Here is a 21,987-nt window from a genome sequence, read left to right as displayed (position 1 = left end):
GGCCTTGCCGCCGGCGAGACCCTGACCCAGGTGTACAGCGTCAGCATCACCGACAACCACGGCGCCAGCGTCACCCAGGACATCACCGTGACCCTCACCGGCACCAACGACGCGCCGACCCTCGACGTGCTCGCCAGCGACCTCGCCGGCGGCGTCACCGAGCGTCCGGACGGCGCCCCGGACGAGAACAGCGCCACCCTCGCCAGCAGCGGCACCCTCATCTTTGCCGACGTCGATGGGTCCGACAGCCACGCCGCCAGCATCGCCGCCAGCGTCCACGACGGCGCCGGCAACCTCATCGCCGCGCCGCTGGGCAGCCTGAGCCTGGGCGTGCTCGACCCACTCACCAAGACCGTGGGCTGGAACTACAGCGTCCCGGCGGGCCTGCTCGACGGCCTCGCCGCCGGCGAGACCCTGACCCAGGTGTACAGCGTCAGCATCACCGACAACCACGGCGCCAGCGTCACCCAGGACATCACCGTGACCCTCACCGGCACCAACGACGCGCCGGTGCTGACCGCCGACACCGACACCGCCCGCGAACGCGGCGGCCTGGCCAACGGGGTGGCGGGCTTCGACGCGACCGGCGACGTGCTCGCCAACGACAGCGACGTGGATCTGGCCGACACCCTGCACGTGGTCGAGATCGCCGCCGTCACCGGCAGCGGTAGCGCCACCGCGGTGGCCGCCGGCTCGACCAGCAGCGCCGGCTACGTCGAAGTGGCGGGCGCCTACGGCGTGCTGCGCATCGGCGCCGACGGCAGCTACATCTATCTCGTCGACGAGCAGAACGCCGCCGTCCAGGCCCTGCGCACTGCCGCCGACACGCTGCAGGACGTCTTCAGCTACGCCGTGGGAGACGGCACCACCCAGGTCGCCTCGACGCTGACGGTCAGCGTCGAAGGCGCCAACGACGCCCCGACCCTGATCCACATCAGCAACACCGCGCTGACCGAGATCACCGGCCCGAACGCCACCACGGCTTCGATCGTCGATGTGGGGACGCTTTCCACCGACGATCCGGACGACGGCGACAGCTTCACCTACGACATCATCGGTGGCGCCCAGCAGTTCTACTTCCAGATCGCCTCGGTGGCCGGTGTCCCGACCCTTCAGCTGAAGGCCGGTGTGCCGCTCAACGCCGAGTTCCTGTCGGCCTACAGTGTCGTGGTGCGCAGCACCGACGCGCTGGGGCTCTCCACCTTCCAGACCTTCGTGGTCAGCATCGGCGACGTGAACGAATTCCAGGTCAGCACCCCGGTGTTCGACGTGGAGCCGATGGGCGTTGGCATCGCCCCCAACACCGTGGCCGAGAACACCCCGGTGGGCACCTTCATCGGCGTCACCGCCAGTGCGTCCGACGCCGACGCCAGCAACAACACCATCACCTACAGCCTGGTGGGCAGTCTTGCCGGCGCGCCCTACACCGCCAACGAGTTCACCATCGATCCGGCCACCGGCCAGATCTCGGTGGCCGGCCCGATCGACCGCGAAACGGGCGGCGACTCGCGTACCGTGTTCGTCAAGGCCTTGTCGGCCGATGGTTCGTCGAAGATCGGCTCGCTGCAGGTCTTCGTCAGCGACGTCAATGAATTCGCGGTCGGTGCCGCCAGCGACGCCGACGCCTCCGCCAACACGGTGGTCGAGAACGCCGCCGTCGGGATGCAGGTGGGCGTCACCGCCTTCGCCACGGATGCCGATGCCACCACCAACGCGGTGAGCTACAGCCTCGTCAATCCCGACGGCTCGGCCTACACCGGCGGCGAGTTCGCCATCGGCGCGGGCTCCGGCGTGGTCACCGTGGCCGGCAGCATCGACCGTGAGGCCGGCGCCACCCGCACGCTCTACGTTCGCGCCACCTCGGCGGACGGCTCCCACGCCGACCAGTCGTTCATCATCAACGTCGGCGACGTCAATGAATTCGCCGTCACCCAGCCGGTGGATGCCGACCTCGGCGCCAACGCGGTGGTCGAGAATGCGGCGGTGGGCACCACGGTGGGCGTCACCGCCTTCGCCACGGATGCCGACGCCACCACCAACGCGGTGAGCTACAGCCTCGTCAATGCCGACGGCTCGGCCTACACCGGCGGCGAGTTCGCCGTCGGCGCGGGCTCCGGCGTGGTCACCGTGGCCGGCAGCATCGACCGCGAGGCCGGCGCCACCCGCACGCTCTACGTTCGCGCCACCTCGGCGGACGGCTCCCACGCCGACCAGTCGTTCGTCGTCAGCGTCGCCGACCTCAACGACAACGCGCCGGTGTTCGTCAGCGGCACCAGCGGCAGCGTGGCCGAAAACGCCCCGACCGCCACGGTGATCTACACCGCCCAGACCAGCGACGCCGACGCCACCGCGGTGAACCGCAGCGTCACTTACGCCCTCGCGGCGGGCGGCGATGCGGCGCTCCTGGACATCGACGCCGCCACCGGCGCGGTCACCCTCAAGGCCTCGGCCGACTTCGAGACCCAGTCGAGCTACAGCTTCATCGTGCAGGCGCTGGACGGCGCGAATGTCACCAGCCAGGCGGTCACCGTCACGGTGCAGAACGTGGAGGAAGCCGCCGTCGGCAGCCTCGCCGTCAGCGGCGCGGCGGAGCAGGGCGGCACGCTCACCGCGAGCCTCACCGCCAGCGACGTGGATGGCGCCATCACCGCCGTGGCCTACCAGTGGCAGCAGCGCATCGGCGATGTCTGGCGCGACATTCCGGGCGCCACCGGGGCGAGCTACACCCTCAGCGCCGACCAGAGCGTGGTCGGCAGCGTCGGCCGCGTCGTCGCCACCACCACCGACGTCTTTGGCGGCACGACGGCCTTCGTCAGCAGCGCGGTCACCATCGCCAACGTGAACGACGCACCCACCGGCAAGCCGGCCGTGGCCGGCACCGCCACCCAGGGCGAGACGCTCAGCGCCAGCGCCGGCACCCTGGCCGACGCCGACGGGCTCGGCGTCATCAGCTACCAGTGGCTGGCCGACGGCACGGCCATCGGCGGCGCCACCGGCAGCACCCTGGTGCTGGGCGAAGCGCAGGTCGGTCGCGAGATTTCGGTGCTCGCCAGCTACACCGACGGATTCGGCCACGCCGAGAGCGTCGCCAGCAACCGCACGGTGGCGGTGCGCAACGTCAATGACGCCCCCACCGGCGGCGTCGCCATCGTCGGCACCGCGATCCAGAACGCCACCCTCGCCGTCGTCAGCACCCTGGCCGACGCCGATGGCCTCGGGGTCGTCACCTACAAGTGGATGAGCGGCGCCACCCAGCTCGGCACCGGCAGCAGCTACACCCTCGGCGCCGCCGACGTGGGCCGCAGCATCCACGTGGTGGCCAGCTGGACCGATGGGCACGGCACGTCCGAAAGCGTCAGCAGCGCGGCCACCAGTGCGGTGGCCAACGTGAACGACGCGCCCACCGGCAGCCTCGACGTCACCGGCAATGCCGAACAGGGCCAGACCCTCAGCGCGGTCAGCACCCTGGCCGACGCCGACGGCATGGGCACCATCGCCTACCAGTGGCTGGCCGACGGCGTTGCCATCGCCGGCGCCACCGGCAGCAACCTGACGCTGACGCCCGACCAGGTCGGCAAGGCGATCTCCGTGCAGGCCAGCTGGACCGACGGGCAGGGCAGCGCCGAGCACGTCACCAGTGCCGCCACCGCCAAGATCAACGCGGTCAACACCCAGCAGGAAGGCAACGCGCCGTCCCTGGGCGGCGGTACCGCGGGCGACGGCAACGGCGACGGCATCCCCGACGCCACCCAGAGCGCCGTGGTCTCCGCGCCGGTCACTGTGACTTCCAGCGGCGCGTCGTCCTACGTCACCCTGGTGGCCGACTCCACCGCCGGCAAGGTGGCCGAGGGCTCGACCAGCACCGTAACCAGCTTCAACCAGACCGCCACCGCCGCCTACATGCCCGCCGCCAGCCTGACCCCGTTGGGCAGTGTGAACTTCTCGGCCAGCACCGACACCGTGTCGGGCCTCGAGCACTTCAGCCTGTACGTCGACAACAACCTGGGCATCAACGGCTACTGGGTGACCAACGCCGACGGCACCCTGATCAACCTCGCCAGCGACGCCTACGGTGGCCGCATGGTGGTGGAAGGCGACAAGCTGCGCCTCGACTTCCAGATCCAGGACGGCGGCACCCTCGACCACGATGGCAGCGCCAACGGCAACGTCCAGGTGGACGGCGCGGTCGGCTATGTCCCCCTCAGCCTCATCGCCTACACCCCGGACGCGCCGGCCCAGCACGACACCACCCAGGTCTGGGACTGAGCGCCGCCCACCCAACCGAACACTGAATCGAAGGAACGATCATGACCAAGCTCACCAACATCCTGCTCGCCCTCTCCGTCATCGGCCTGCAAGCCTGCGGCGGCGGTGGCGGGGGCGGTGCCAGCAGCAGCACCGCCGCCACCCCTCCGGCCCTCAGCCTCGACACCGTCCAGGGCGTCTACGACACCACCGCCTACAACGGCAGCGGGCTCGGCGCCGCCACCCATGCGGTGCGTGCGGTGCTGTTCAAGGACGGCGCCACCTGGCTTTTCCTGATGGACGGGGCGGCCAACGCCAACCCCGCGCCGGTCGGTCTCGCCAAGCTCGCCGTCAGCGCCTCGGGGCAGGGTTTCAGCGGCACCGGCAAGCGCTACATGCTCACCGACAGCAGCGGAGCGAACCTGGCCGTCAGCGGCAACGTGCCATCCACCGGCACCCTCGGCCTGACCTTCAGCGACAGCGCCGGCGGCGCCACCAGCGCCACCTCCACGGTCGCCGCGGTGACCCGCTTCAACGCCGTCGCGGCCAAGGCCGACATGGCCGCCACCTGGTCCTTCGCCTCCACCCAGCCCACCGTCGGCGGCGGCACGGTGGCGGTCACCTGGACCTGGGCGGTCGATGCGAATGGCACCCTCGCCGGCACCAACTCGCTGGGCTGTACCTTCACCGGCACGGTGCTGCCGCGCAGCGACGCAATCGCCGTGTTCGACGCCACGATCAACGAGAACTGCGCCGGCAGCGCCCGCATCTTCAACGGCGTGGCCTTCCAGAACAGCGCCAAGACCCTCACCACCTTCGGCCTGATCCTCAACGACGGCAGCAACGGCACCGTCGCCGTGGCGAGCAAGGTCAACCCGACCTGATCCGTCCGCGCAAGCGAGACGGGGCACCCCGCAGGGTGCCCCGTTCGGCTGCGGCGACGGGCCGCGATCAGAAGCGGTAGCCGACGCCCACGCCGTAGGTCACCGGGTTCAGGTCGAGCTTGCCGATCTTGGTGCCGCCCAGCTTCACGTCGGTATCCATCTGGATGTATTTGGCGTCCACGTTGAGCGACCAGTTCTTGTCGATCATGTAGTCGAGGCCGACCTGCGCCGCGAGACCCCACGAGCTGCCATCCACCGACACCTTGCCCAGGCCGGTGTTGAAGCTGTCCTTGGTGAAGATCGTGTAGTTCAGGCCCAGGCCCACGTAAGGCTTGAAGGCGCCCAGGTCGGTGAAGTGGTATTGCAGCAGCAGCGACGGCGGCAGCGCCTGCACGTGGCCGATGCCGCCCAGTGCGCCGGTCTTGATATCCACGTTCTGGGGATAGGTCAGCACCAGCTCGGCGGCGATGTTCTTGGTGAAGAAGTAGCTGATGTCCACTTCCGGGATCCAGCGCTTGTCGGCGCTCACCTTGCCAACGCCGGCGTCCTGCAGGCCGTCGGCGTTGCCGTTGTCCCAGCTCAGGTAGACGGCGCGGGCGCGCACCATCCACGGGCCTTCGGCCTGGACGGTTCCGGCGGCCAGGGCGGCCACGGCGGCCAGGGTGCAGGCGACGAGTTTCTTGTGCATTCTTGATCTCCCTCGATGTGTTTCATCTGGATGAAAAACCGGGGCGATCCTACCCCTGCAAAGAGTAGGGTTTTTGACCAAAATCAAGCCTTAACCATCTTGGTAAAGTGGTTATTTGCCCGCGCCGACGCCGGCGCGATGCCGACAGGATTGTTGCGTCGCGGCAAGGTCACATGGCGCGCGGGCTTGCCCGCAACCCTCGATTCCATGGCCGTGCCGCTGCGATAATCCGTTCTTTGTCTGCGGCCCGAACCATGTTCTACGGCATCACCGACCTCACCACCTTCGTGCTCGGCACGCTGTTCGTCGTGCTGCTGCCCGGGCCCAACTCCCTCTACGTGATGACCGTCGCCTCGCGCTGGGGCGTGGCGGCGGGCTATCGTGGCGCCTGCGGCATCTTCGTGGGCGACACGGTGCTGATGCTGCTCTCGGCCACCGGCGTGGCCTCGCTGCTGCAGGCCACGCCGGCGTTGTTCCTGGCGCTCAAGTACGCTGGCGCGACCTATCTCGGCTGGCTCGGCGTCGGCCTGATCCGCGCCGCGGTGCGCCGCTGGCGCAGCGGGGCGCCGGCGGACGAGGCGTCGCCCCCGGCGGACGCGTCGCACCCGTTCCGCGTCGCCCTCGTCATCAGCCTGATGAATCCCAAGGCGATCCTGTTCTTCGTCTCCTTCTTCATCCAGTTCGTCTCGCCCGGCTACGCCCATCCGGCGCTGTCCTTCCTGATCCTCGGCGTGATCGTCCAGGCCTTCAGCGCGCTCTACCTGTCGGCGTTGATCTTCGGCGGCAGCCGCCTCGCCGACGCCTTCCGTCGCCGGCAGCGGCTGGCTTCGGGCGCCACCGGTGGCGTCGGCGTGCTGTTCATCGGCTTTGCCGCGCGCCTCGCGGGGGCCGGCAGCGCCTAGGCGGCGCCGTTCGTCGGGTCTTTTCGCTGTGGCGGAGGCGATTCACACGGATTTAACGGGGCGAACATAGGCTTTCGGGCATTTCGAACTCCCGACCTCGCCCGATGACCTCACACCGCCCCCGCACCGCCCTCACCACGCTCGCCGCCGCCTGCTGCGCCCTCGGCCTCGCCGCCTGTGGCGGCAGCAACAGCACCGACGACAGCGCGCCCAGCAGCCAGCCGCTCGATCTGACGATCCTTCACATCAACGATCACCACTCCCACCTCGACGCCGAAACCACCACCCTGACGCTCAAGGACGCCGCCGGCGCCAGCAAGTCGGTGACCGTAGACCTGGGCGGTTTCGCCCGCGTCACCGCCGCCTTCGAGCAGCTCGCCGCCAGCAAGGCCAACGTGCTCAAGCTGCATGCCGGCGACGCCATCACCGGCGACCTGTACTTCACCCAGAGTGAGGGCGAGGCCGACGCGGCGATGATGAACACCGTCTGCTTCGATGCCTTCACCCTCGGCAACCACGAGTTCGACAGCGCCAACGCCGGCCTCGTCAAGTTCATCGATTTCCTGCGCGGCGGCGCCTGCAAGACCCCGGTGCTGTCGGCCAACATCCGCCCGGCCGCCGGTTCGCCGCTGGCCTCGCGCATCGCCGACTACACCGTGATCCAGCGCGGCGGCCAGCCCGTCGGCGTGATCGGCCTCACCGTCAAGGACAAGACCCAGTTCGCCTCGCGTCCCGACGCCGGCACCGTCTTCCTCGACGAAGCCACCGCCGCGCAGGCCGCCATCGACGCCCTGCGCGCCCAGGGAGTGAACAAGATCGTGCTGATGTCGCACCTGGGCTACGACGCCGACAAGGCGCTCGCGCCCCGCCTGTCGGGCGTGGACGTCATCGTCGGCGGCGATTCCCACACCTTGCTCGGGCCGGCCGGCATGGCCGCGTACGGCCTCACCCCGTCCGGCGCCTACCCGACCGCCGCCACCGACAAGGACGGCCGCCCGGTGTGCATCGCCCAGGCCTGGCAATACGCCTACGCGGTCGGTGCGCTCGACGTGAAGTTCGACGCCGCCGGCGTGGTCACGTCCTGCAGCGGCGCGCCCCAGGTGCTGGTCGGCGACACCTACAAGGTGGCCGGCGCGACCGCCGCGGCGGCCGATGCGAGCGCCTTCCGCAGCCAGCTCGATGCCTCCGGCGTGTTCCGCACCACCACCCCGTCGGCCACCGCCAGCGCCGTGCTGGCCCCGTTCAAGGCCGCCAAGGACGCCCTCGGCACCCAGGTCGCCGGCATCGCCGCCGACAACCTGTGCCTGCGTCGGGTGCCCGGCACCAAGCGCGATACCAGCCGTTCCAGCCTCGGCGACGTCTGCAACAAGGACGCCACCGTGATCGCCCAGGGCGGCGACATCCAGCAGCTCGTGGCGGACGCCTTCCTCGCCCAGGGGCAGCGCTTCGGTGGCGCCGACATCAGCCTGCAGAACGCCGGCGGCGTGCGCATCGATCTGGCGGCCGGCAACGTCACCGTCGGCAAGATCTACACCCTGCTGCCGTTCAAGAACACCCTCTACCGCCTGGTGCTCACGGGTGCGCAGGTCAAGTCGGCCCTCGAGGACGGGATCGATTCGGTCATCAACGGCACCGGCTCCGGCGCCTATCCCTACACCGGCGGCCTGCGCTTCCGGGTGGACATGAATCAGGTCAAGGGCAGCCGCGTCACCAACCTCGAACTGCGCACCGCCACCGGCGCCTGGGTGCCCCTCGACCCGGCGGCGCGCTACAAGCTGATCACCAACAACTTCACCGCCGACGGGGGCGACAAGTACGACACCTTCAAGGCGATCCCGGCCGCCCAGCGCGAGGACACCTTCCTCGACTACGCCGATTCCTTCCTGCAGTACGTGCGCAACACGCCCACGCTGACCAAGCCCGCCGCCGGCGAGCGCAGCACCGTGAGCTATATCGAGACGCCCTGATCGGGCGGCGCGGGCCGCGCGCGCGGCCCGCCTGCCCGGGCGCCCATCGCCCCGCAGCCCAGGAATCCGCGATCATGACCGTCATCGACACCCTCGACGCCGCCCTCCACGCCCACGACGACGACGCGTCGCTGTGGCTCGGCCGGCTGCAGCCGCTCCTCGACGATCCGGCCAACCGGCGCTACCGCAAAGCCCTCCAGGCGACGCGGGCCTACCTCCTCGAACTCCTCGGCCGCAGCCCGCCCGGCACGCCGGACGAACCGTCGCCCCCACGCGACTGAGACGATCCGGCGCGCCGCCGGAAGATCGCCCGAAAAAAAGGCCAGCCCGCGCGGGTTGGCCTTTTTTCACGAGGGCGGCCGCGTGGCGGCGCTCAGGCTGGCCAGTAGAGGCGGCGCAGCGGCAGCAGGATGCGGGTGTCCAGATCCATGTTCTCGTAGTGTTCGAGAATCGCCTCGACCAGATCGTCTAGGTTCATCAGCGTGATGGGGCAGGCTGCGCGCTCCGCCTCGTAGTAGGCGTCGCGACTGAAGCCCCCGGTGCTCACATACAAGCCCTTGTCGCCAGGCGGTCTGAGCACGGCGAGAAAGCTGCGCACCGCCTGGCTGCCCATCTGCTCGCTGCGATGCTTCACCTCGACCACGATGCGTGGCTGCTCGAAGCCAAAGCCGTCGGGCGACGCGACGATATCCTTGCCCCGATCGGGGCCGGACGGCGAGACCCGGGTCTTGTAACCCATCGCCCGCAGCAGCCCGGCGGCGAGATGCTGCATCTGCGACCAGTCCAGCTTGCTGATCCGGTCCTTGATGAATTCTTGCGAGCGGGCCTGCAGATCGTCGAGAAGCGCGGCCTCGTCGAGGGGCTCGTTCTCACCGTCGAGCGGCTCCGCGGCGGCGCGCGACGTGGCATCGCCCATCCGGGCTTCCATCCCGGCCACGCTATCGGGAGGCACCTTGAACAGCGTCAGGACCGAGCCGAGGGAATTGCGCGCAGTTGCCGAGAGGCTGTCGCGGGCCACCTCGTTCAGCCACTGCACCTTGCGGAAAGTCCGGAACTCGCCGTCGAACAGGCTCTGCTCGTATTGCGCGCTACCCGTCACCCGGCCGACTAGGTAGCTGCGGCGGGCGTTGTCGTAGGTGAGCACCGGATCGCCGATCTGCATCTCCCGCACGAAGCGGTACATCTGTCCGGCCGCGTTGGCCTGCTTGGCCTTGGAATCCTGCGGGTAGCCTTCCCTCATGCGATTGAAAAACGCCTCCCGGGACGCCAGCTCCAGCGTATTGCCCGCGCCGATGAAGCCGATGGCCACCAGCCCCCGGGTCTTGAATTCGGAGGCGAGACGTCCGCCGCTGTCGGCACGCACCAGCCAGGTCGATGTCATGTCGGTTTTTCTCGTCGAAGATGCGCCGGATACTATCGCGCCAGACTGGGCCGGTACAGGGGCCGATCCTTTCGGGCGGGCAGGGCGTCGCCAACCCAAACCGGCGGATGGCAGGACGCAAAAGCAAAAGGCCAACCCGTGAGGATTGGCCTTTTGCTTGAAATCGGGTTGGTGGTGATGGGCAGAATCGAACTGCCGACCTACGGGTTATGAATCCGTCGCTCTAACCGTCTGAGCTACATCACCGACCGAAGCCCGCTATAATAGGGGTTTGATGGCTCTTGGTCAACACGTGATGAAAAAGCTCTATATCCGGACTTTCGGCTGCCAGATGAACGAGTACGACTCGGACAAAATGGCGGATGTGCTCGGTGCGGCCGACGGGCTCGAGAAGACCGACAACCCGGAAGACGCGGACGTGATCCTGTTCAACACCTGCTCGGTGCGCGAGAAGGCGCAGGAGAAGGTTTTCCACGACCTCGGCCGGGTCAAGCACCTCAAGCAGAAGAACCCCAACCTGATCATCGGCGTCGGCGGCTGCGTGGCGAGCCAGGAGGGCGAGGCGATCGTCCAGCGCGCGCCGTACGTGGATCTGGTGTTCGGGCCGCAGACGCTGCACCGCCTGCCCAAGCTGATCGCCGAGCGCAAGGCCTCGGGCCGCTCGCAGGTGGACATCTCGTTTCCCGAAATCGAGAAGTTCGACAACCTGCCGCCGGCCCGCGTCGAGGGCGCCAGCGCTTTCGTGTCGATCATGGAGGGCTGCTCCAAGTACTGCACCTTCTGCATCGTGCCCTACACCCGCGGCGACGAGGTCTATCGTCCGCTCGCCGACGTGCTCGCCGAAGTGGCCGGGCTGGCGGCGCAGGGCGTCAAAGAGGTGACGCTGCTGGGTCAGAACGTCAACGCCTGGCGCGCGCCCATCGACGGCGCCGACGGCGAGATGGCCGACTTCGCCTTCCTGCTCGAATGCGTGCACGACATCCCCGGCATCGAGCGCCTGCGCTACACCACCTCGCACCCCCGCGAGATGACCCAGCGCGTCGTCGACGCCTACGCCAGGCTGCCCAAGCTGGTGTCGCACCTGCACCTGCCGGTGCAGGCCGGCTCCGACCGCGTGCTGGCGGCCATGAAGCGTGGCTACACGGTGCTCGAATACAAGTCGCTGGTGCGCAAGCTGCGCGCCGCGCGGCCCGACATCTCGCTGTCGTCCGACTTCATCGTGGGCTTCCCGGGCGAGACTGAGGCGGATTTCGAGGCGACGATGAAGCTCATCGAAGAGCTCGGCTTCGACACCTCGTTCAGCTTTGTATACAGCGCGCGCCCCGGCACGCCGGCCTCCGACATGGCTGACGACACGCCGGCCGACGTGAAGCTGGCGCGACTCGCCCGCCTGCAGAAGCGCATCGAGGAGCACGCCGCCACGATCAGCGCCGGCATGGTCGGCACCGTGCAGCGCATCCTGGTCGAAGGCCCGTCGAAGAAGGACCCGAACGAGCTTGCCGGGCGCACCGACAACAACCGGGTCGTCAACTTCGCCGGCAATCCGCGGCTCGTCGGCAACTTTGTGGATGTGACGATCGTCTCGGCGCTGCCCCATTCGCTGCGCGGCGAGATCGTCGTCAAAGATTGAGGATGCCGTTGAATTCGACTTTCCCGCCGGGCCGTGCTCTGGCAGCATGTGCCCGATGAAACCGACCGACATCACGCTGCATCCCCTCGACAACGTGCGCCTCGCCAACCTGTGCGGGGCGCTCGACGAAAACATCCGCCAGATCGAGACCGCCTTCGACGTGACCATCGCCCGCCGGGGCGAGCGCTTCACGATCCACGGCGAAGTGCCGCAGGCTCACGTCACCGCGCGGGCGTTGCGTCATTTCTACGACAAGTCGGACGTGCCGCTGTCGGTGGACGACATCCAGCTCGGTCTCATCGAGCTGGCCAACCTGTCCCAGGCCAACCAGCCGGCGCCGGCGCTGCTCACCCGCAAGAGCGAGTTGCACGGGCGCACCCCGCGGCAGGTCGAGTACATCCGTCAGATCCAGGAACACGACATCACCTTCGGCATCGGCCCGGCCGGCACCGGCAAGACCTACCTCGCGGTGGCCAGCGCCGTCGACGCCTTCGAGCGCGAGCACGTCGAGCGCATCGTCCTCACCCGCCCGGCCGTCGAGGCGGGCGAGCGCCTCGGCTTCCTGCCCGGCGATCTGGCCCAGAAGGTCGATCCCTACCTGCGCCCGCTCTATGACGCGCTCTACGACCTGATGGGCTTCGATCGGGTCACCAAGCTCTTCGAGCGCGGCTGCATCGAGATCGCGCCGCTCGCCTTCATGCGCGGGCGCACGCTGTCGCGGGCCTTCATCATCCTCGACGAGGCCCAGAACACCTCGCCCGAGCAGATGAAGATGTTCCTCACCCGCATCGGCATCGGCTCGCGGGCGGTGATCACCGGCGACCTCACCCAGGTGGACCTGCCCCGCGGCCAGAAAAGCGGCCTCGGCGAGGCGGTCAGCGTGCTCGCCGACGTGCGTGGCGTGGCCTTTACCCGCTTCCTCAAGGAGGACGTCGTCCGCCATCCGCTCGTCGCCCGCATCGTCGACGCCTACGAAAAGCATGCCCAACGTGCCGCCGCCCCCCAGCAACAGCAGACCCAGCAATGAACGAAATCCGTCTTCCCCGCCGCCTCGATCTCTCGGTGCAATACGCCTGTAACCGCGAGGGCGTACCTTCGCGCCCCGACTTCCGCCGCTGGCTGCGCGCTGCGGAGCCCGGCGCGGCGCGCATCACCGTGCGAATCGTCGACGAAGCCGAAGGCCGCGAGCTCAACCGCGATTACCGCGGCAAGGATTACGCCACCAACGTGCTCACCTTCGCCTACGATGAAGGCGAGGACATGCCGCTGCCCGAAGGGTTGCCGTTGATGGGCGATCTGGTGCTGTGCCGGCAGGTCGTGGAGCGCGAGGCGGCGGAGCAGGGCAAGCCCCTGGACGCCCATTACGCCCACTTATCCGTGCATGGTATGCTGCATTTGCAGGGCTTCGACCACGAGGACGACGCCGAGGCGGAGGAGATGGAAGCGCGCGAGCGCGAGATTCTGGCCGGGCTGGGTTATGCCGACCCGTACGCGGGCGAACGATGACGCGGTGGGGTGAGCAATGCGCCATGGGCGATGGGTCGGGATTCCGGTTCATCGCCCATCGCCCATTTCTCATCAACCCTTTTTATGGAACCCTCCAGTAGTAAACCGTCCTTGCTCGAACGGCTTTCCGCCCTCCTGACCCGGGAGCCGGAAGACCGCGAAGAACTGCTGCACCTCCTGCATTCCGCCCACGACCGCAACCTTTTCGACGCGGATGCGCTGGCGATCATCGAAGGTGCGCTCCAGGTGTCCGAAATGCAGGTGCGCGACGTGATGATCCCCCGCGCCCAGATGGACGTCGTCAGCATCGACGACTCCGTCGAGGACATCACCCGATTCGCCATCGGCGCCGCCCATTCGCGCTTTCCGGTGGTGGGCGACAGCAAGGACGACGTGGTGGGCATCCTCCTCGCCAAGGATCTGCTGCGGGTTTTTGCCGGCGAATCCTTCAACCTGCGCGACATGCTCCGCCCGGCGGTGTTCGTGCCCGAATCGAAGCGCCTCAACGTGCTGCTGCGGGATTTTCGGGTGAGCCGCAACCACATGGCCATCGTCGTGGACGAATACGGCGGCGTCGCTGGTCTGGTCACCATCGAGGACGTGCTGGAGCAGATCGTCGGCGACATCGAGGACGAATACGATTTCGACGAGGCGGCCGACAACATCCGCATCGACCAGGCCGGCCGCTACCGCGTCAAGGCCAGCACCGAGATCGAGGACTTCAACGAGGCCTTCGGCTCCACTTTCAGCGACAACGAATACGACACCGTCGGCGGCTTGCTGATCCGCAAGCTCGGACGTCTGCCCAAGCGCAACGAGGTCGTCGAACTCGAAGGCCTGCGCTTCCAGGTGCTGCGCGCCGACAGTCGACGCATCCACTCCCTGCTGGTCGAGCGCATGCCCGACCCCGACGCGGTCGGCGGCTGATGGGCTGGCTGCGGCGCACGGGCGCCTTCCTGGCCGGGGGGGCGTCGGTTCTGGCGTACGCCCCGATCGGATGGTTTCCGCTGATCTTCGTCGCCCTCGGCGTGCTGTTCTGGCTGCTCGGCCCGGGGGCGCTGTCGCCCGCCGGGCTGACGCTGCGTTCCCGCGTCGGCGCGGGTTTCGGCATCGGCTTCGCGTGGGGGCTGGGCGCCATGCTCGGCGGCGTGTCGTGGCTCTACGTGGCGCTGCACCGTTTCGGCGGCATGCCGGTGCCCCTGGCCGCGCTGGCGGTGCTGCTGTTCTGCGCGCTGGTCGGGGTCTTCGCCGGGTTCGCCGGCGCGGCCTTCGGAGGGCTCAGGCGGGGCAGGGCGGGGCCGGATGCAGTCGTCTTCGCGGCCGCCTGGCTGGTGTTCGAATGGACACGCTGCTGGATCTTCACCGGTTTTCCGTGGCTCGCGGTGGGCTACAGCCAGACGCCGCCGAGCCCGCTGGCGGGCTTCGCGCCGGTGTTCGGCGTGTTCGGCGTGGGCGGGCTGGTCGCGCTCGCCGCTGCGCTGGCGGTCGCGGCGCTGGCCGGGCGCGCCTGGCGGCCGGCGCTGGCGGTGGTGCTCGTCGCCGTAGGCGGGGCGGGGCTGCGCCAGATCGAATGGACCGCCCCGGTCGGCGCGCCGCTGCAGGTTGCGCTGTTGCAGACCAACATCGAGCAGAGCCTCAAATGGCGGCCCGAGATGCTGCAAGCCTGGCTCGACCGCAACCTGACGATGGTTCGCGACAACCCGGCGACGCTGGTGGTGCTGCCCGAGACGACGATCCCGCTGCTCATCGACCACCTGCCGCCGGGCTACCTGGAGACCGTCGGTCGCACGGTGGCCGACCGCGGCGGCGACGTGATCCTGGGCACCTTCACCCGCGACGCCGACGGTCGCATCTACAACGCCGCGATCAGCCTGGGCCGCTCGCCGTCGGCCCATTACGCCAAGCAGCACCTGGTGCCCTTCGGCGAATACTCGCCGCCGCTGTTCCGCTGGTTCTACGATTTTGCCCACATCCCGATGGCCGATCAGACCCGTGGCCCCGAGCATCAGCCGCCGATGGCCCTGGCCGGGCAGCGGGTGGCGGTCAATATCTGCTACGAAGACGTGTTCGGCGAGGAGCTCATCCGCAGCCTGCCGGAGGCCACGCTGATGCTGAACCTCTCCAACCTCGCCTGGTACGGCGACTCCTTCGCCCAGCCTCAGCACCTGCAGATCGCCCGCCTGCGCGCCCTCGAGACCGGACGCCCGATGCTGCGCAGCACCAACACCGGCATGACCGCGCTGGTCATGCCCGACGGCCAGGTGGCGGACGTGCTGCCGCCCTTCAAGGCGGACGCCCTGCACGTCGAGGTGCGCGGCTACCAGGGGCTGACGCCCTACGCCCGCTGGGGCAACGTGCCAGCGGTGGGCGTGGCCCTGGCGGTGCTTGCCGCAGCGGCGGTGGCGGCGCGTCGGCGGGCCTGACGGCCTGCCCCGGCGGGAGCGCCGGCGCGTATGAGCGTATGATTGCAGGCCGCCCATTATCGAACAGGATCCTCGACCCATGCGCGCCTATCCGACCAACAGCCCCGAGGCGCTCGCCCGCCTGATCGCCATGGCGATCCTCGCCGACGGCCGGCTGGACAACCGGGAAATCGACTGGCTCAAGCACCACGATACCGCCGCCCTTGTCGGCGTCGACCGCGACGTGCTGGTCCAGGCGCTGCTCGACTGCTGTCGCGACGTGATCACCGAAGCCGAGCAGGAGCGGGTGTTCCTCCTGGAAGACCGTCGCCTCGCCCGCCTCGCCGACGACATCACCGACCCGGCCAAGCGCAAGGTCGCCCTGTCGGCGATGCTCATCATCGCCAAGGCCGACGGCACCGTCAGCGAGGGCGAGCAGACCCTGCTGCGCTTCCTGATGAAGCGCTGGGCGCTCAGTCTCGAAGACCTGGCGGCCTGAGCGGCCCGCGCCGCGACCCGGCCACTTTTTTCCGCACCACGAAACCAAGATCGATCAGGAGAAGAAAACCATGAGCGACCAGATCAAGTATCTGCTCGACGAGTCCCGCATGCCCAAGGCCTGGTACAACATTGCCGCCGACCTGCCGGTGCCGCTGCCGCCTCCGCTGCACCCCGGCACCCTGCAGCCGCTGGGCCCCGACGATCTGGCGCCGATCTTCCCCAACGCGATCATCGCCCAGGAGATGTCCACCGAGCGCTACATCGACATCCCCGAGCCCGTCCGCGACGTGCTGTGCCAGTGGCGCCCGAGCCCGTTGTTCCGCGCCCGCCGCCTCGAGAAGCTGCTCGGCACCCCGGCCAAGATCTACTTCAAGTACGAGGGCGTGTCGCCCGCCGGCAGCCACAAGCCCAACTCCGCCGTGCCGCAGGCCTGGTACAACGCCCAGGAAGGCGTCAAGCGGCTGTCCACCGAAACCGGCGCTGGCCAGTGGGGCTCGTCGTTGTCCTACGCCGGCGGCTTGTTCGGCCTCGACGTGACGGTGTTCCAGGTGCGCGTCTCGTATGACCAGAAGCCCTACCGCCGCGCCCTGATGGAAACCTGGGGTGCCCGCTGCATCGCCTCGCCGTCCGACCAGACCGACTACGGCCGCGCCGTGCTGGCCCAGCACCCGGATCACATCGGCTCCCTCGGCATCGCGATCTCGGAAGCGGTCGAAGTCGCCGCCAAGAACGACGATACCAAGTACGCGCTGGGCTCGGTGCTCAACCACGTGCTGTTGCACCAGACCATCGTCGGCGAAGAAGCCATCATGCAGATGGAAATGGCCGGCGACGATCCGGACGTGGTCATCAGCTGTGTCGGTGGCGGCTCCAACTTCGCCGGTATCGCCTTTCCCTTCCTGGGCCTGCAATTGCGGGGCGAGAGCACCAAGAAGCGCCGCATCGTCGCGGTCGAGCCGGCCGCCTGTCCGTCGCTGTCGCGTGGCAAGTACGCCTACGATTTCGGCGACACCGCCCACCTCACGCCGCTGGTCAAGATGCACACCCTGGGCAGTGACTTCACGCCGCCGGGGCTGCACGCCGGCGGTCTGCGCTACCACGGCATGGCGCCGCTGGTGAGCCACGTCATGGAGCTGGGCCTGATCGAGGCCCAGTCCTACGCCCAGACCGCCTGCTTCGAGGCCGGCGTGATGTTCGCGCGCAGCGAAGGCATCGTGCCGGCGCCGGAATCCACCCACGCGATCCGCGGCGCCATCGAGGAAGCCCTGCGCTGCAAGGCCGAAGGCAAGAGCGAGACGATCCTGTTCTGCCTGTCCGGCCACGGTCATTTCGACATGACGTCTTACACCAATTACCTGTCGGGCAAGCTGGTCGACCAGCAGTACGACGAGAAGGAACTGGCGATGGCCCTGTCGCTGCTGCCCAAGGTCGACGCCTGATCGTCCCCGCGTGGCGGCCGGGGCAGCGGCCGCCGCGTCGAACCCGCCGGGGTGGATCGCGGTCCCACCCGGTGACACCTCCGTGACGTAACCGCCACCGCTGCCATGCCCGAACCCACGCCGCCCGACTGGCACGCCCGTCCTCCCGACGAAGTCTTTGCCGCACTCGCCTCCTGCGCCGACGCCGGCCTGGCCAACGCCGAGGCCGCCCAGCGGCTCGCCCGCCACGGCCCCAACCGCATCGAGGCGCGCGCCGGCCGGGGGCCGGTCATGCGCTTTGCGCTGCAGTTCCACCAGCCGCTGATCTACATCCTCCTCGCCAGCGGCGCCATTGCCGCCTTTCTCGGCGAATGGGCCGACGCCGGTGTGATTCTCGGCGTCGTGCTGGTCAATGCGCTGATCGGCTTCATCCAGGAAGGTCGCGCCGAAGACGCCCTGGCGGCGCTCGCGCGCAGCGTGGCGAGCGACGTCACGGTGCTGCGCGACGCGCGCCGCCGCCGCGTGGACGCGGCCGAGCTGGTGCCTGGCGACGTGGTGTGGCTTGCCGCCGGCGACAAGGTGCCGGCCGACCTGCGTCTGTTCGACAGCCGTGCCCTGCAGGTCACCGAGGCCGCCCTCACCGGCGAATCCGCCGCCGTGGCCAAGCAGGTGGCGCCCCTGCCCGCCGACAGCCTGCTCGCCGACCGTGCCAACATGGCATACGCCGGCACGCTGGTGGTGGCGGGGCAGGGCGGCGGGCTGGTCGTCGCCACCGGCCGCGCCACCGAGACCGGCCGCATCGCCAGCCTGCTCGACGCCACCGACGCCCTGGCCACGCCCCTCACCCGCGCGATGGCGCGCTTCTCGAATTTCCTGCTGGTCGTCATCCTGGCGCTCGCGGTGCTGGGCTTTGCGGTGGGCAGCCTGCGCGGCGAGCCACTGCTCGACATGCTGATGGCCGCTGTGGCGCTGGCCGTCGGTGCCATACCCGAAGGCCTGCCGGCGGCGATCACCGTCACCCTCGCCATCGGCGTGGCCCGCATGGCACGGCGGCGGGCGATCATCCGCCGCCTGCCCGCCGTCGAGACGTTGGGCAGCACCACCGTGATCTGCTCGGACAAGACCGGTACCCTCACCGAAAACCAGATGACCGTGCGTGCCCTCTTCACCGCCGCCGGCCGGGTGGCGGTGAGCGGCGACGGCTACGCGCCGGACGGCACCTTGAGCCGCGCCGGCGAGCCGGTGGCGACAGCCGGGGCGCTGCGCGAACTGCTCGTCGCCGGCGTGCTGTGCAACGACGCCGCACTGGTCCGCGACGACGACGGCTGGACGATTGCCGGCGATCCCACCGAGGGGGCGCTGCTGGTGGCCGCCCGCAAGGCCGGGCTCGACGAGGTGGCGCTGCGCGCGGGGGCGCCGCGCCTGGCCGAAATCGCCTTCGACGCGACGCGTCAGTTCATGGCCACCCTCAATCGCGGCGGCGACGGGACCGCGGTCTTCGTCAAGGGCGCCCTCGAGGCGGTGCTGCCGCGCTGCACGACGATGCGCGGTGCCGATGGTGGCGAGCACGCCGTCGACGCGGCGGCCATCGACGCCGAGGCCCGCCGGCTTGCCGCCGAGGGGCTGCGGGTGCTGGCTTTCGCCCGTGGCCCGGGCGGAGCGGGGTTGCTGGACGAAGCCGGCCTCGCCGGCGGGTTGTGCTTCCTCGGCCTCCAGGCCATGCTGGACCCGCCGCGCCAGGCGGCCATCCGCGCGGTACGGGCCTGCGCCGCTGCCGGCGTCGCCGTCAAGATGATCACCGGCGACCACGCCGACACCGCCCGGGCGATTGCCTGCCAGCTGGGGCTGGCGGCGGCGGACGATCGGGTGCTGACCGGGCGCGCGCTGGCGGCACTGGACGATGCGGCGCTGCGGGCGGTGGTGGGCGAGGTGAATGTCTTCGCCCGCGTCGAGCCGGCGCAGAAGCTGCGGTTGGTGCAGGCGCTGCAGGCCAACGGCGAGGTCGTCGCGATGACCGGCGACGGGGTGAACGACGCGCCGGCCCTGAAGGCCGCCGACATCGGCGTGGCGATGGGCGCCGGGGGCACCGAGGTGGCCAAGGAGGCTGCCGCGATGGTGCTCACCGACGACAACTTCGCCACCATCGAGGCCGCCATCGAAGAGGGCCGCGGCGTGTACGACAACCTCGTCAAGTTCATCATCTGGACGTTGCCGACCAATTTCGGCGAGGGGCTGGTGATCCTCGTCGCGGTGCTGGCGGGTGTCACGCTGCCGATCACGCCGCTGCAGATCCTGTGGATCAACATGACCACCGCGGTGCTGCTGGGCCTCGCGCTCGCCTTCGAGCCGATCCAGGGCGACGTGATGGCGCGCCCGCCGCGCGCGCCAGGCGCGCCGATCCTCGACCGGGTGCTGGTCCGGCGCATCGTGCTGGTGGGGGGGCTGCTGCTGGTGGCGGCCTTTGGGCTGTTCCTGCGCTGGCGCGCGCTCGGCGCGTCGCTGGAGGAGGCGCGGACGGTGGCGGTGAACGTCTTCGTGGCCGGCGAGATCGCCTACCTCTTCAACTGTCGCAACCTGCGCGGGCCGTTCTGGCGCTGCGGGTGGTGGTCCAACCCGTGGTTCTGGGGCGGCATCGGGGCGATGGCGCTGCTGCAGGCGGGCTTCACCTACCTGCCGGCGATGAACCGGGTGTTCGCGTCGGCGCCGATCGGGGTGGTGGCCTGGCTGGAGATCGCGGCCGCCGCCCTCGTCACGGTGGTGGTGGTGGGGCTGGACAAACGACTGGCGACGGGCGGCGAGGCCGCCCCGTCGGTCAGACCTTGAAGCGGGCGATCTGATCCTTCAGCCCGCCGGCGATGCGCTCGAGGCTCACCGCCGCTTCGGCGGCGCCGCGGATGTTGGTGGTGGTCGCCTCGACCATGTGGGAGATTTCCTCGACCCGCAGCGCGATGGCGGTGCTGGCCGCGCTTTGCTCGTGGGTCGCGTCGGCGATCTCGTGCACCCGGGCGAGGGCGGCCTGGGCGCCTTCCTCGATGGCGGACAGCGCTTCCGAAGCGGCGGCCGCCAGCGCGATGCCCTGGTCGACCTCGGGCAGGGCGGCGTTCATCGCGCTCACCGCGTTGCCGGTATCGCCCTGGATGCCGACGATCATCTGCTCAATCTCGGTGGTGGCGGCGGAGGTGCGTTCGGCGAGCTTGCGCACCTCGTCGGCCACCACCGCGAAACCGCGGCCCTGCTCGCCGGCGCGGGCCGCCTCGATGGCGGCGTTGAGGGCCAGCAGGTTGGTCTGGCCGGCAATCTCCTTGATCACGTTGGCGATCGACGAGACCTGACCGATGCGCTCCTCGAGGGCGCGGATGCGCTCCGAGGCGCCGATCACCGTCTCCGACATCTTGCGGATGGCGCTCACCGCCTGATTGACCCGCTCGGTACCGGCGGCGGCCAGGCGCATCGACTCCTGAGCATTCTTCTCGGTCTCGCGGGCGCTGTCGGAGATGTGGCCGGAGCTGACGGTGAGTTCCTCCATCGCCGCCGCCATCGCCGCCGTCGCGTCGGACTGACGTTCGGCCGCCTCGGCCACCTGGGACGACACCTGGGTGATGTGGTCGGCGTTGCTGACGAGCTGGTTCGCCCCGCTGTTGATCTCGCCCACCATCCGACGCAGCGACAGCATCATCGTGCCCAGCGCGTGGAGCATGCTGCCGCTGTTGCTATCGGCCAGGCTGGCGGTCAGGTCGCCGTCGGCGGCCTGCTGCATCACTGCGGTGGCGGTTCTGGGCTCGCCGCCCAACTGGGTCGTCACGCTCGCGCTGACGCGCCAGCCGAACAGGCCGAGCGCGCCCAGCACGAGCAGCGAGATGCCGCCCAGCACGAGGGCGATCTCGCGGAATTCGGTGTCCACGTCGTCGATGTAGATGCCGGTGCCGATCACCCAGCCCCATTCGGGCACGCCGAGGGCGTAGGAAATCTTGGGCAGCGATTCGGTGCCGCCGGCCTTCGGGAACCAATAGTCCACGTAGCCGCCGCCGGCCGTCGCGGCGCCGATCAGTTCCTTCATGATGAGCTTGCCGTTGGTGTCCTTCATCGTCGCGGCGTCGGAGCCTTCCCGTTCGGGGCGGGCGGGAAAGAGGATGTAGCGGGCGTTGTTGTCCACCACGAAGAGGTAGTTGCCCTTGTCGTAGCGCATGGCGCGCAGGGTTTCGGCGGCGCTCTTGCGGGCACCCGCCTCGCTCATGGCGCCGGACTTGGCCAGTTGCTGGAAGTGCTTGACCACGCCGACGCCGTTTTCGACGAGATGCCGGGTCTGCAGCTTGCGCTCGTTCAGCATGCTGGAGCGCAGGCCGCTCAAGCTGACCCCGCACAGCACGATCAAGCCGATCATGGTCAGTGCGATGAGCAGGCGCATGCGCGACGCGACACGCAGGGTGGCGAGTTTCATGGTGCGGTTTCTCCCAGTCCCCGAT

General features: G+C 69.2%; 17 protein-coding genes and 1 tRNA gene. 14 read left to right on the top strand and 4 right to left on the bottom strand.

Annotated features, from left to right (window positions below):
* Both ACE3P2_RS03460 and ACE3P2_RS03455 read left to right on the top strand, forming a co-directional pair.
* The coding region (locus ACE3P2_RS03460; protein ID WP_374261061.1) for a cadherin domain-containing protein at positions 1-4,266 on the top strand (4,266 nt) is incomplete at its 5' end.
* A gap of 41 nt (positions 4,267-4,307) precedes the next feature.
* The gene (locus ACE3P2_RS03455) at positions 4,308-5,129 is read left to right on the top strand and encodes a hypothetical protein (RefSeq protein WP_374261059.1); all 822 of its coding nucleotides are present in this window, start codon (positions 4,308-4,310) and stop codon (positions 5,127-5,129) included.
* A gap of 67 nt (positions 5,130-5,196) precedes the next feature.
* Here ACE3P2_RS03455 and ACE3P2_RS03450 read toward each other — a convergent pair whose 3' ends face one another.
* On the bottom strand, positions 5,197-5,817 hold the full coding sequence (locus tag ACE3P2_RS03450; RefSeq protein WP_374261056.1) for an OmpW family protein: 621 nt from the start codon (positions 5,815-5,817) through the stop codon (positions 5,197-5,199).
* 15 nt (positions 5,818-5,832) lie between these two features.
* Here ACE3P2_RS03450 and ACE3P2_RS03445 point away from each other — a divergent pair, with 15 nt between their 5' ends.
* The 4 genes from ACE3P2_RS03445 (at position 5,833) to ACE3P2_RS03430 (ending at position 8,967) form a co-directional block, all read left to right on the top strand.
* Positions 5,833-6,045, top strand: a complete 213-nt coding sequence (locus ACE3P2_RS03445; protein WP_374261054.1) for a hypothetical protein — start codon at positions 5,833-5,835, stop codon at positions 6,043-6,045.
* Between the two features lie 26 nt (positions 6,046-6,071).
* Positions 6,072-6,719, top strand: coding sequence for a leucine efflux protein LeuE (leuE, locus tag ACE3P2_RS03440; RefSeq protein WP_374261051.1), 648 nt, complete (start codon positions 6,072-6,074; stop codon positions 6,717-6,719).
* Positions 6,720-6,823: 104 nt separating this feature from the next.
* Positions 6,824-8,686, top strand: a complete 1,863-nt coding sequence (locus tag ACE3P2_RS03435) for a bifunctional UDP-sugar hydrolase/5'-nucleotidase (RefSeq protein WP_374261048.1) — start codon at positions 6,824-6,826, stop codon at positions 8,684-8,686.
* 74 nt (positions 8,687-8,760) lie between these two features.
* Positions 8,761-8,967 carry a hypothetical protein gene (locus tag ACE3P2_RS03430; protein ID WP_374261046.1) on the top strand — a complete coding sequence of 69 codons (207 nt, stop codon included), beginning with the start codon at positions 8,761-8,763 and terminating at the stop codon, positions 8,965-8,967.
* A gap of 92 nt (positions 8,968-9,059) precedes the next feature.
* Here the strand turns inward: ACE3P2_RS03430 and ACE3P2_RS03425 are convergent, their stop codons facing one another.
* Both ACE3P2_RS03425 and ACE3P2_RS03420 read right to left on the bottom strand, forming a co-directional pair.
* Positions 9,060-10,067 (bottom strand): restriction endonuclease, encoded by a 1,008-nt coding sequence (locus ACE3P2_RS03425; RefSeq protein ID WP_374261043.1) that lies wholly within the window; start codon positions 10,065-10,067, stop codon positions 9,060-9,062.
* A gap of 169 nt (positions 10,068-10,236) precedes the next feature.
* Positions 10,237-10,313 (bottom strand) — tRNA-Met (locus ACE3P2_RS03420).
* Positions 10,314-10,362: 49 nt separating this feature from the next.
* Between ACE3P2_RS03420 and miaB the strand changes: the two genes are divergently transcribed.
* The 8 genes from miaB (at position 10,363) to ACE3P2_RS03380 (ending at position 20,347) form a co-directional block, all read left to right on the top strand.
* Entirely contained in the window at positions 10,363-11,697 is a 1,335-nt protein-coding gene (gene miaB / locus ACE3P2_RS03415) for a tRNA (N6-isopentenyl adenosine(37)-C2)-methylthiotransferase MiaB (protein ID WP_374261040.1), read from the top strand.
* A 55-nt stretch (positions 11,698-11,752) separates the two neighbouring features.
* Positions 11,753-12,724 carry a PhoH family protein gene (locus tag ACE3P2_RS03410; RefSeq protein WP_374261037.1) on the top strand — a complete coding sequence of 324 codons (972 nt, stop codon included), beginning with the start codon at positions 11,753-11,755 and terminating at the stop codon, positions 12,722-12,724.
* Positions 12,721-13,203: an rRNA maturation RNase YbeY gene (gene ybeY, locus ACE3P2_RS03405; protein WP_374261034.1), complete on the top strand. Its 483-nt coding sequence runs from the start codon at positions 12,721-12,723 to the stop codon at positions 13,201-13,203. The genes ACE3P2_RS03410 and ybeY overlap by 4 nt, the downstream gene beginning before the upstream one ends.
* Before the next feature lie 84 nt (positions 13,204-13,287).
* Positions 13,288-14,130, top strand: a complete 843-nt coding sequence (locus tag ACE3P2_RS03400; protein ID WP_374261031.1) for an HlyC/CorC family transporter — start codon at positions 13,288-13,290, stop codon at positions 14,128-14,130.
* The gene (lnt, locus tag ACE3P2_RS03395; protein ID WP_374261028.1) at positions 14,130-15,626 is read left to right on the top strand and encodes an apolipoprotein N-acyltransferase; all 1,497 of its coding nucleotides are present in this window, start codon (positions 14,130-14,132) and stop codon (positions 15,624-15,626) included. The genes ACE3P2_RS03400 and lnt overlap by 1 nt, the downstream gene beginning before the upstream one ends.
* A gap of 79 nt (positions 15,627-15,705) precedes the next feature.
* Complete coding sequence (locus ACE3P2_RS03390; protein WP_374261025.1) at positions 15,706-16,104, top strand: TerB family tellurite resistance protein; 399 nt, start codon at positions 15,706-15,708, stop codon at positions 16,102-16,104.
* A 70-nt stretch (positions 16,105-16,174) separates the two neighbouring features.
* Complete coding sequence (locus tag ACE3P2_RS03385; protein WP_374261023.1) at positions 16,175-17,545, top strand: TrpB-like pyridoxal phosphate-dependent enzyme; 1,371 nt, start codon at positions 16,175-16,177, stop codon at positions 17,543-17,545.
* A 105-nt stretch (positions 17,546-17,650) separates the two neighbouring features.
* Complete coding sequence (locus ACE3P2_RS03380; RefSeq protein WP_374261021.1) at positions 17,651-20,347, top strand: HAD-IC family P-type ATPase; 2,697 nt, start codon at positions 17,651-17,653, stop codon at positions 20,345-20,347.
* Here ACE3P2_RS03380 and ACE3P2_RS03375 read toward each other — a convergent pair.
* Positions 20,337-21,962: a methyl-accepting chemotaxis protein gene (locus tag ACE3P2_RS03375; RefSeq protein WP_374261019.1), complete on the bottom strand. Its 1,626-nt coding sequence runs from the start codon at positions 21,960-21,962 to the stop codon at positions 20,337-20,339. The genes ACE3P2_RS03380 and ACE3P2_RS03375 overlap by 11 nt on opposite strands.
* Positions 21,963-21,987 lie beyond the last annotated feature (25 nt).

It is taken from the genome of Zoogloea sp. (assembly GCF_041911615.1).
GTDB lineage: Bacteria > Pseudomonadota > Gammaproteobacteria > Burkholderiales > Rhodocyclaceae > Zoogloea.
Note: the sequence above shows the minus strand (reverse complement) of the source record. Positions and strands in the feature narration are given on the sequence as shown.

Excerpts from the sequence above, each read along its gene's own strand:
- ACE3P2_RS03455 (WP_374261059.1), top strand. The coding sequence starts at position 4,308 with ATGACCAAGCTCACCAACATCCTGCTCGCCCTCTCCGTCATCGGCCTG.
- ACE3P2_RS03450 (WP_374261056.1), bottom strand. The coding sequence starts at position 5,817 with ATGCACAAGAAACTCGTCGCCTGCACCCTGGCCGCCGTGGCCGCCCTG.
- ACE3P2_RS03445 (WP_374261054.1), top strand. The coding sequence starts at position 5,833 with ATGTGTTTCATCTGGATGAAAAACCGGGGCGATCCTACCCCTGCAAAG.
- leuE (WP_374261051.1), top strand. The coding sequence starts at position 6,072 with ATGTTCTACGGCATCACCGACCTCACCACCTTCGTGCTCGGCACGCTG.
- ACE3P2_RS03435 (WP_374261048.1), top strand. The coding sequence starts at position 6,824 with ATGACCTCACACCGCCCCCGCACCGCCCTCACCACGCTCGCCGCCGCC.
- ACE3P2_RS03430 (WP_374261046.1), top strand. The coding sequence starts at position 8,761 with ATGACCGTCATCGACACCCTCGACGCCGCCCTCCACGCCCACGACGAC.
- ACE3P2_RS03425 (WP_374261043.1), bottom strand. The coding sequence starts at position 10,067 with ATGACATCGACCTGGCTGGTGCGTGCCGACAGCGGCGGACGTCTCGCC.
- miaB (WP_374261040.1), top strand. The coding sequence starts at position 10,363 with ATGAAAAAGCTCTATATCCGGACTTTCGGCTGCCAGATGAACGAGTAC.
- ACE3P2_RS03410 (WP_374261037.1), top strand. The coding sequence starts at position 11,753 with ATGAAACCGACCGACATCACGCTGCATCCCCTCGACAACGTGCGCCTC.
- ybeY (WP_374261034.1), top strand. The coding sequence starts at position 12,721 with ATGAACGAAATCCGTCTTCCCCGCCGCCTCGATCTCTCGGTGCAATAC.
- ACE3P2_RS03400 (WP_374261031.1), top strand. The coding sequence starts at position 13,288 with ATGGAACCCTCCAGTAGTAAACCGTCCTTGCTCGAACGGCTTTCCGCC.
- lnt (WP_374261028.1), top strand. The coding sequence starts at position 14,130 with ATGGGCTGGCTGCGGCGCACGGGCGCCTTCCTGGCCGGGGGGGCGTCG.
- ACE3P2_RS03390 (WP_374261025.1), top strand. The coding sequence starts at position 15,706 with ATGCGCGCCTATCCGACCAACAGCCCCGAGGCGCTCGCCCGCCTGATC.
- ACE3P2_RS03385 (WP_374261023.1), top strand. The coding sequence starts at position 16,175 with ATGAGCGACCAGATCAAGTATCTGCTCGACGAGTCCCGCATGCCCAAG.
- ACE3P2_RS03380 (WP_374261021.1), top strand. The coding sequence starts at position 17,651 with ATGCCCGAACCCACGCCGCCCGACTGGCACGCCCGTCCTCCCGACGAA.
- ACE3P2_RS03375 (WP_374261019.1), bottom strand. The coding sequence starts at position 21,962 with ATGAAACTCGCCACCCTGCGTGTCGCGTCGCGCATGCGCCTGCTCATC.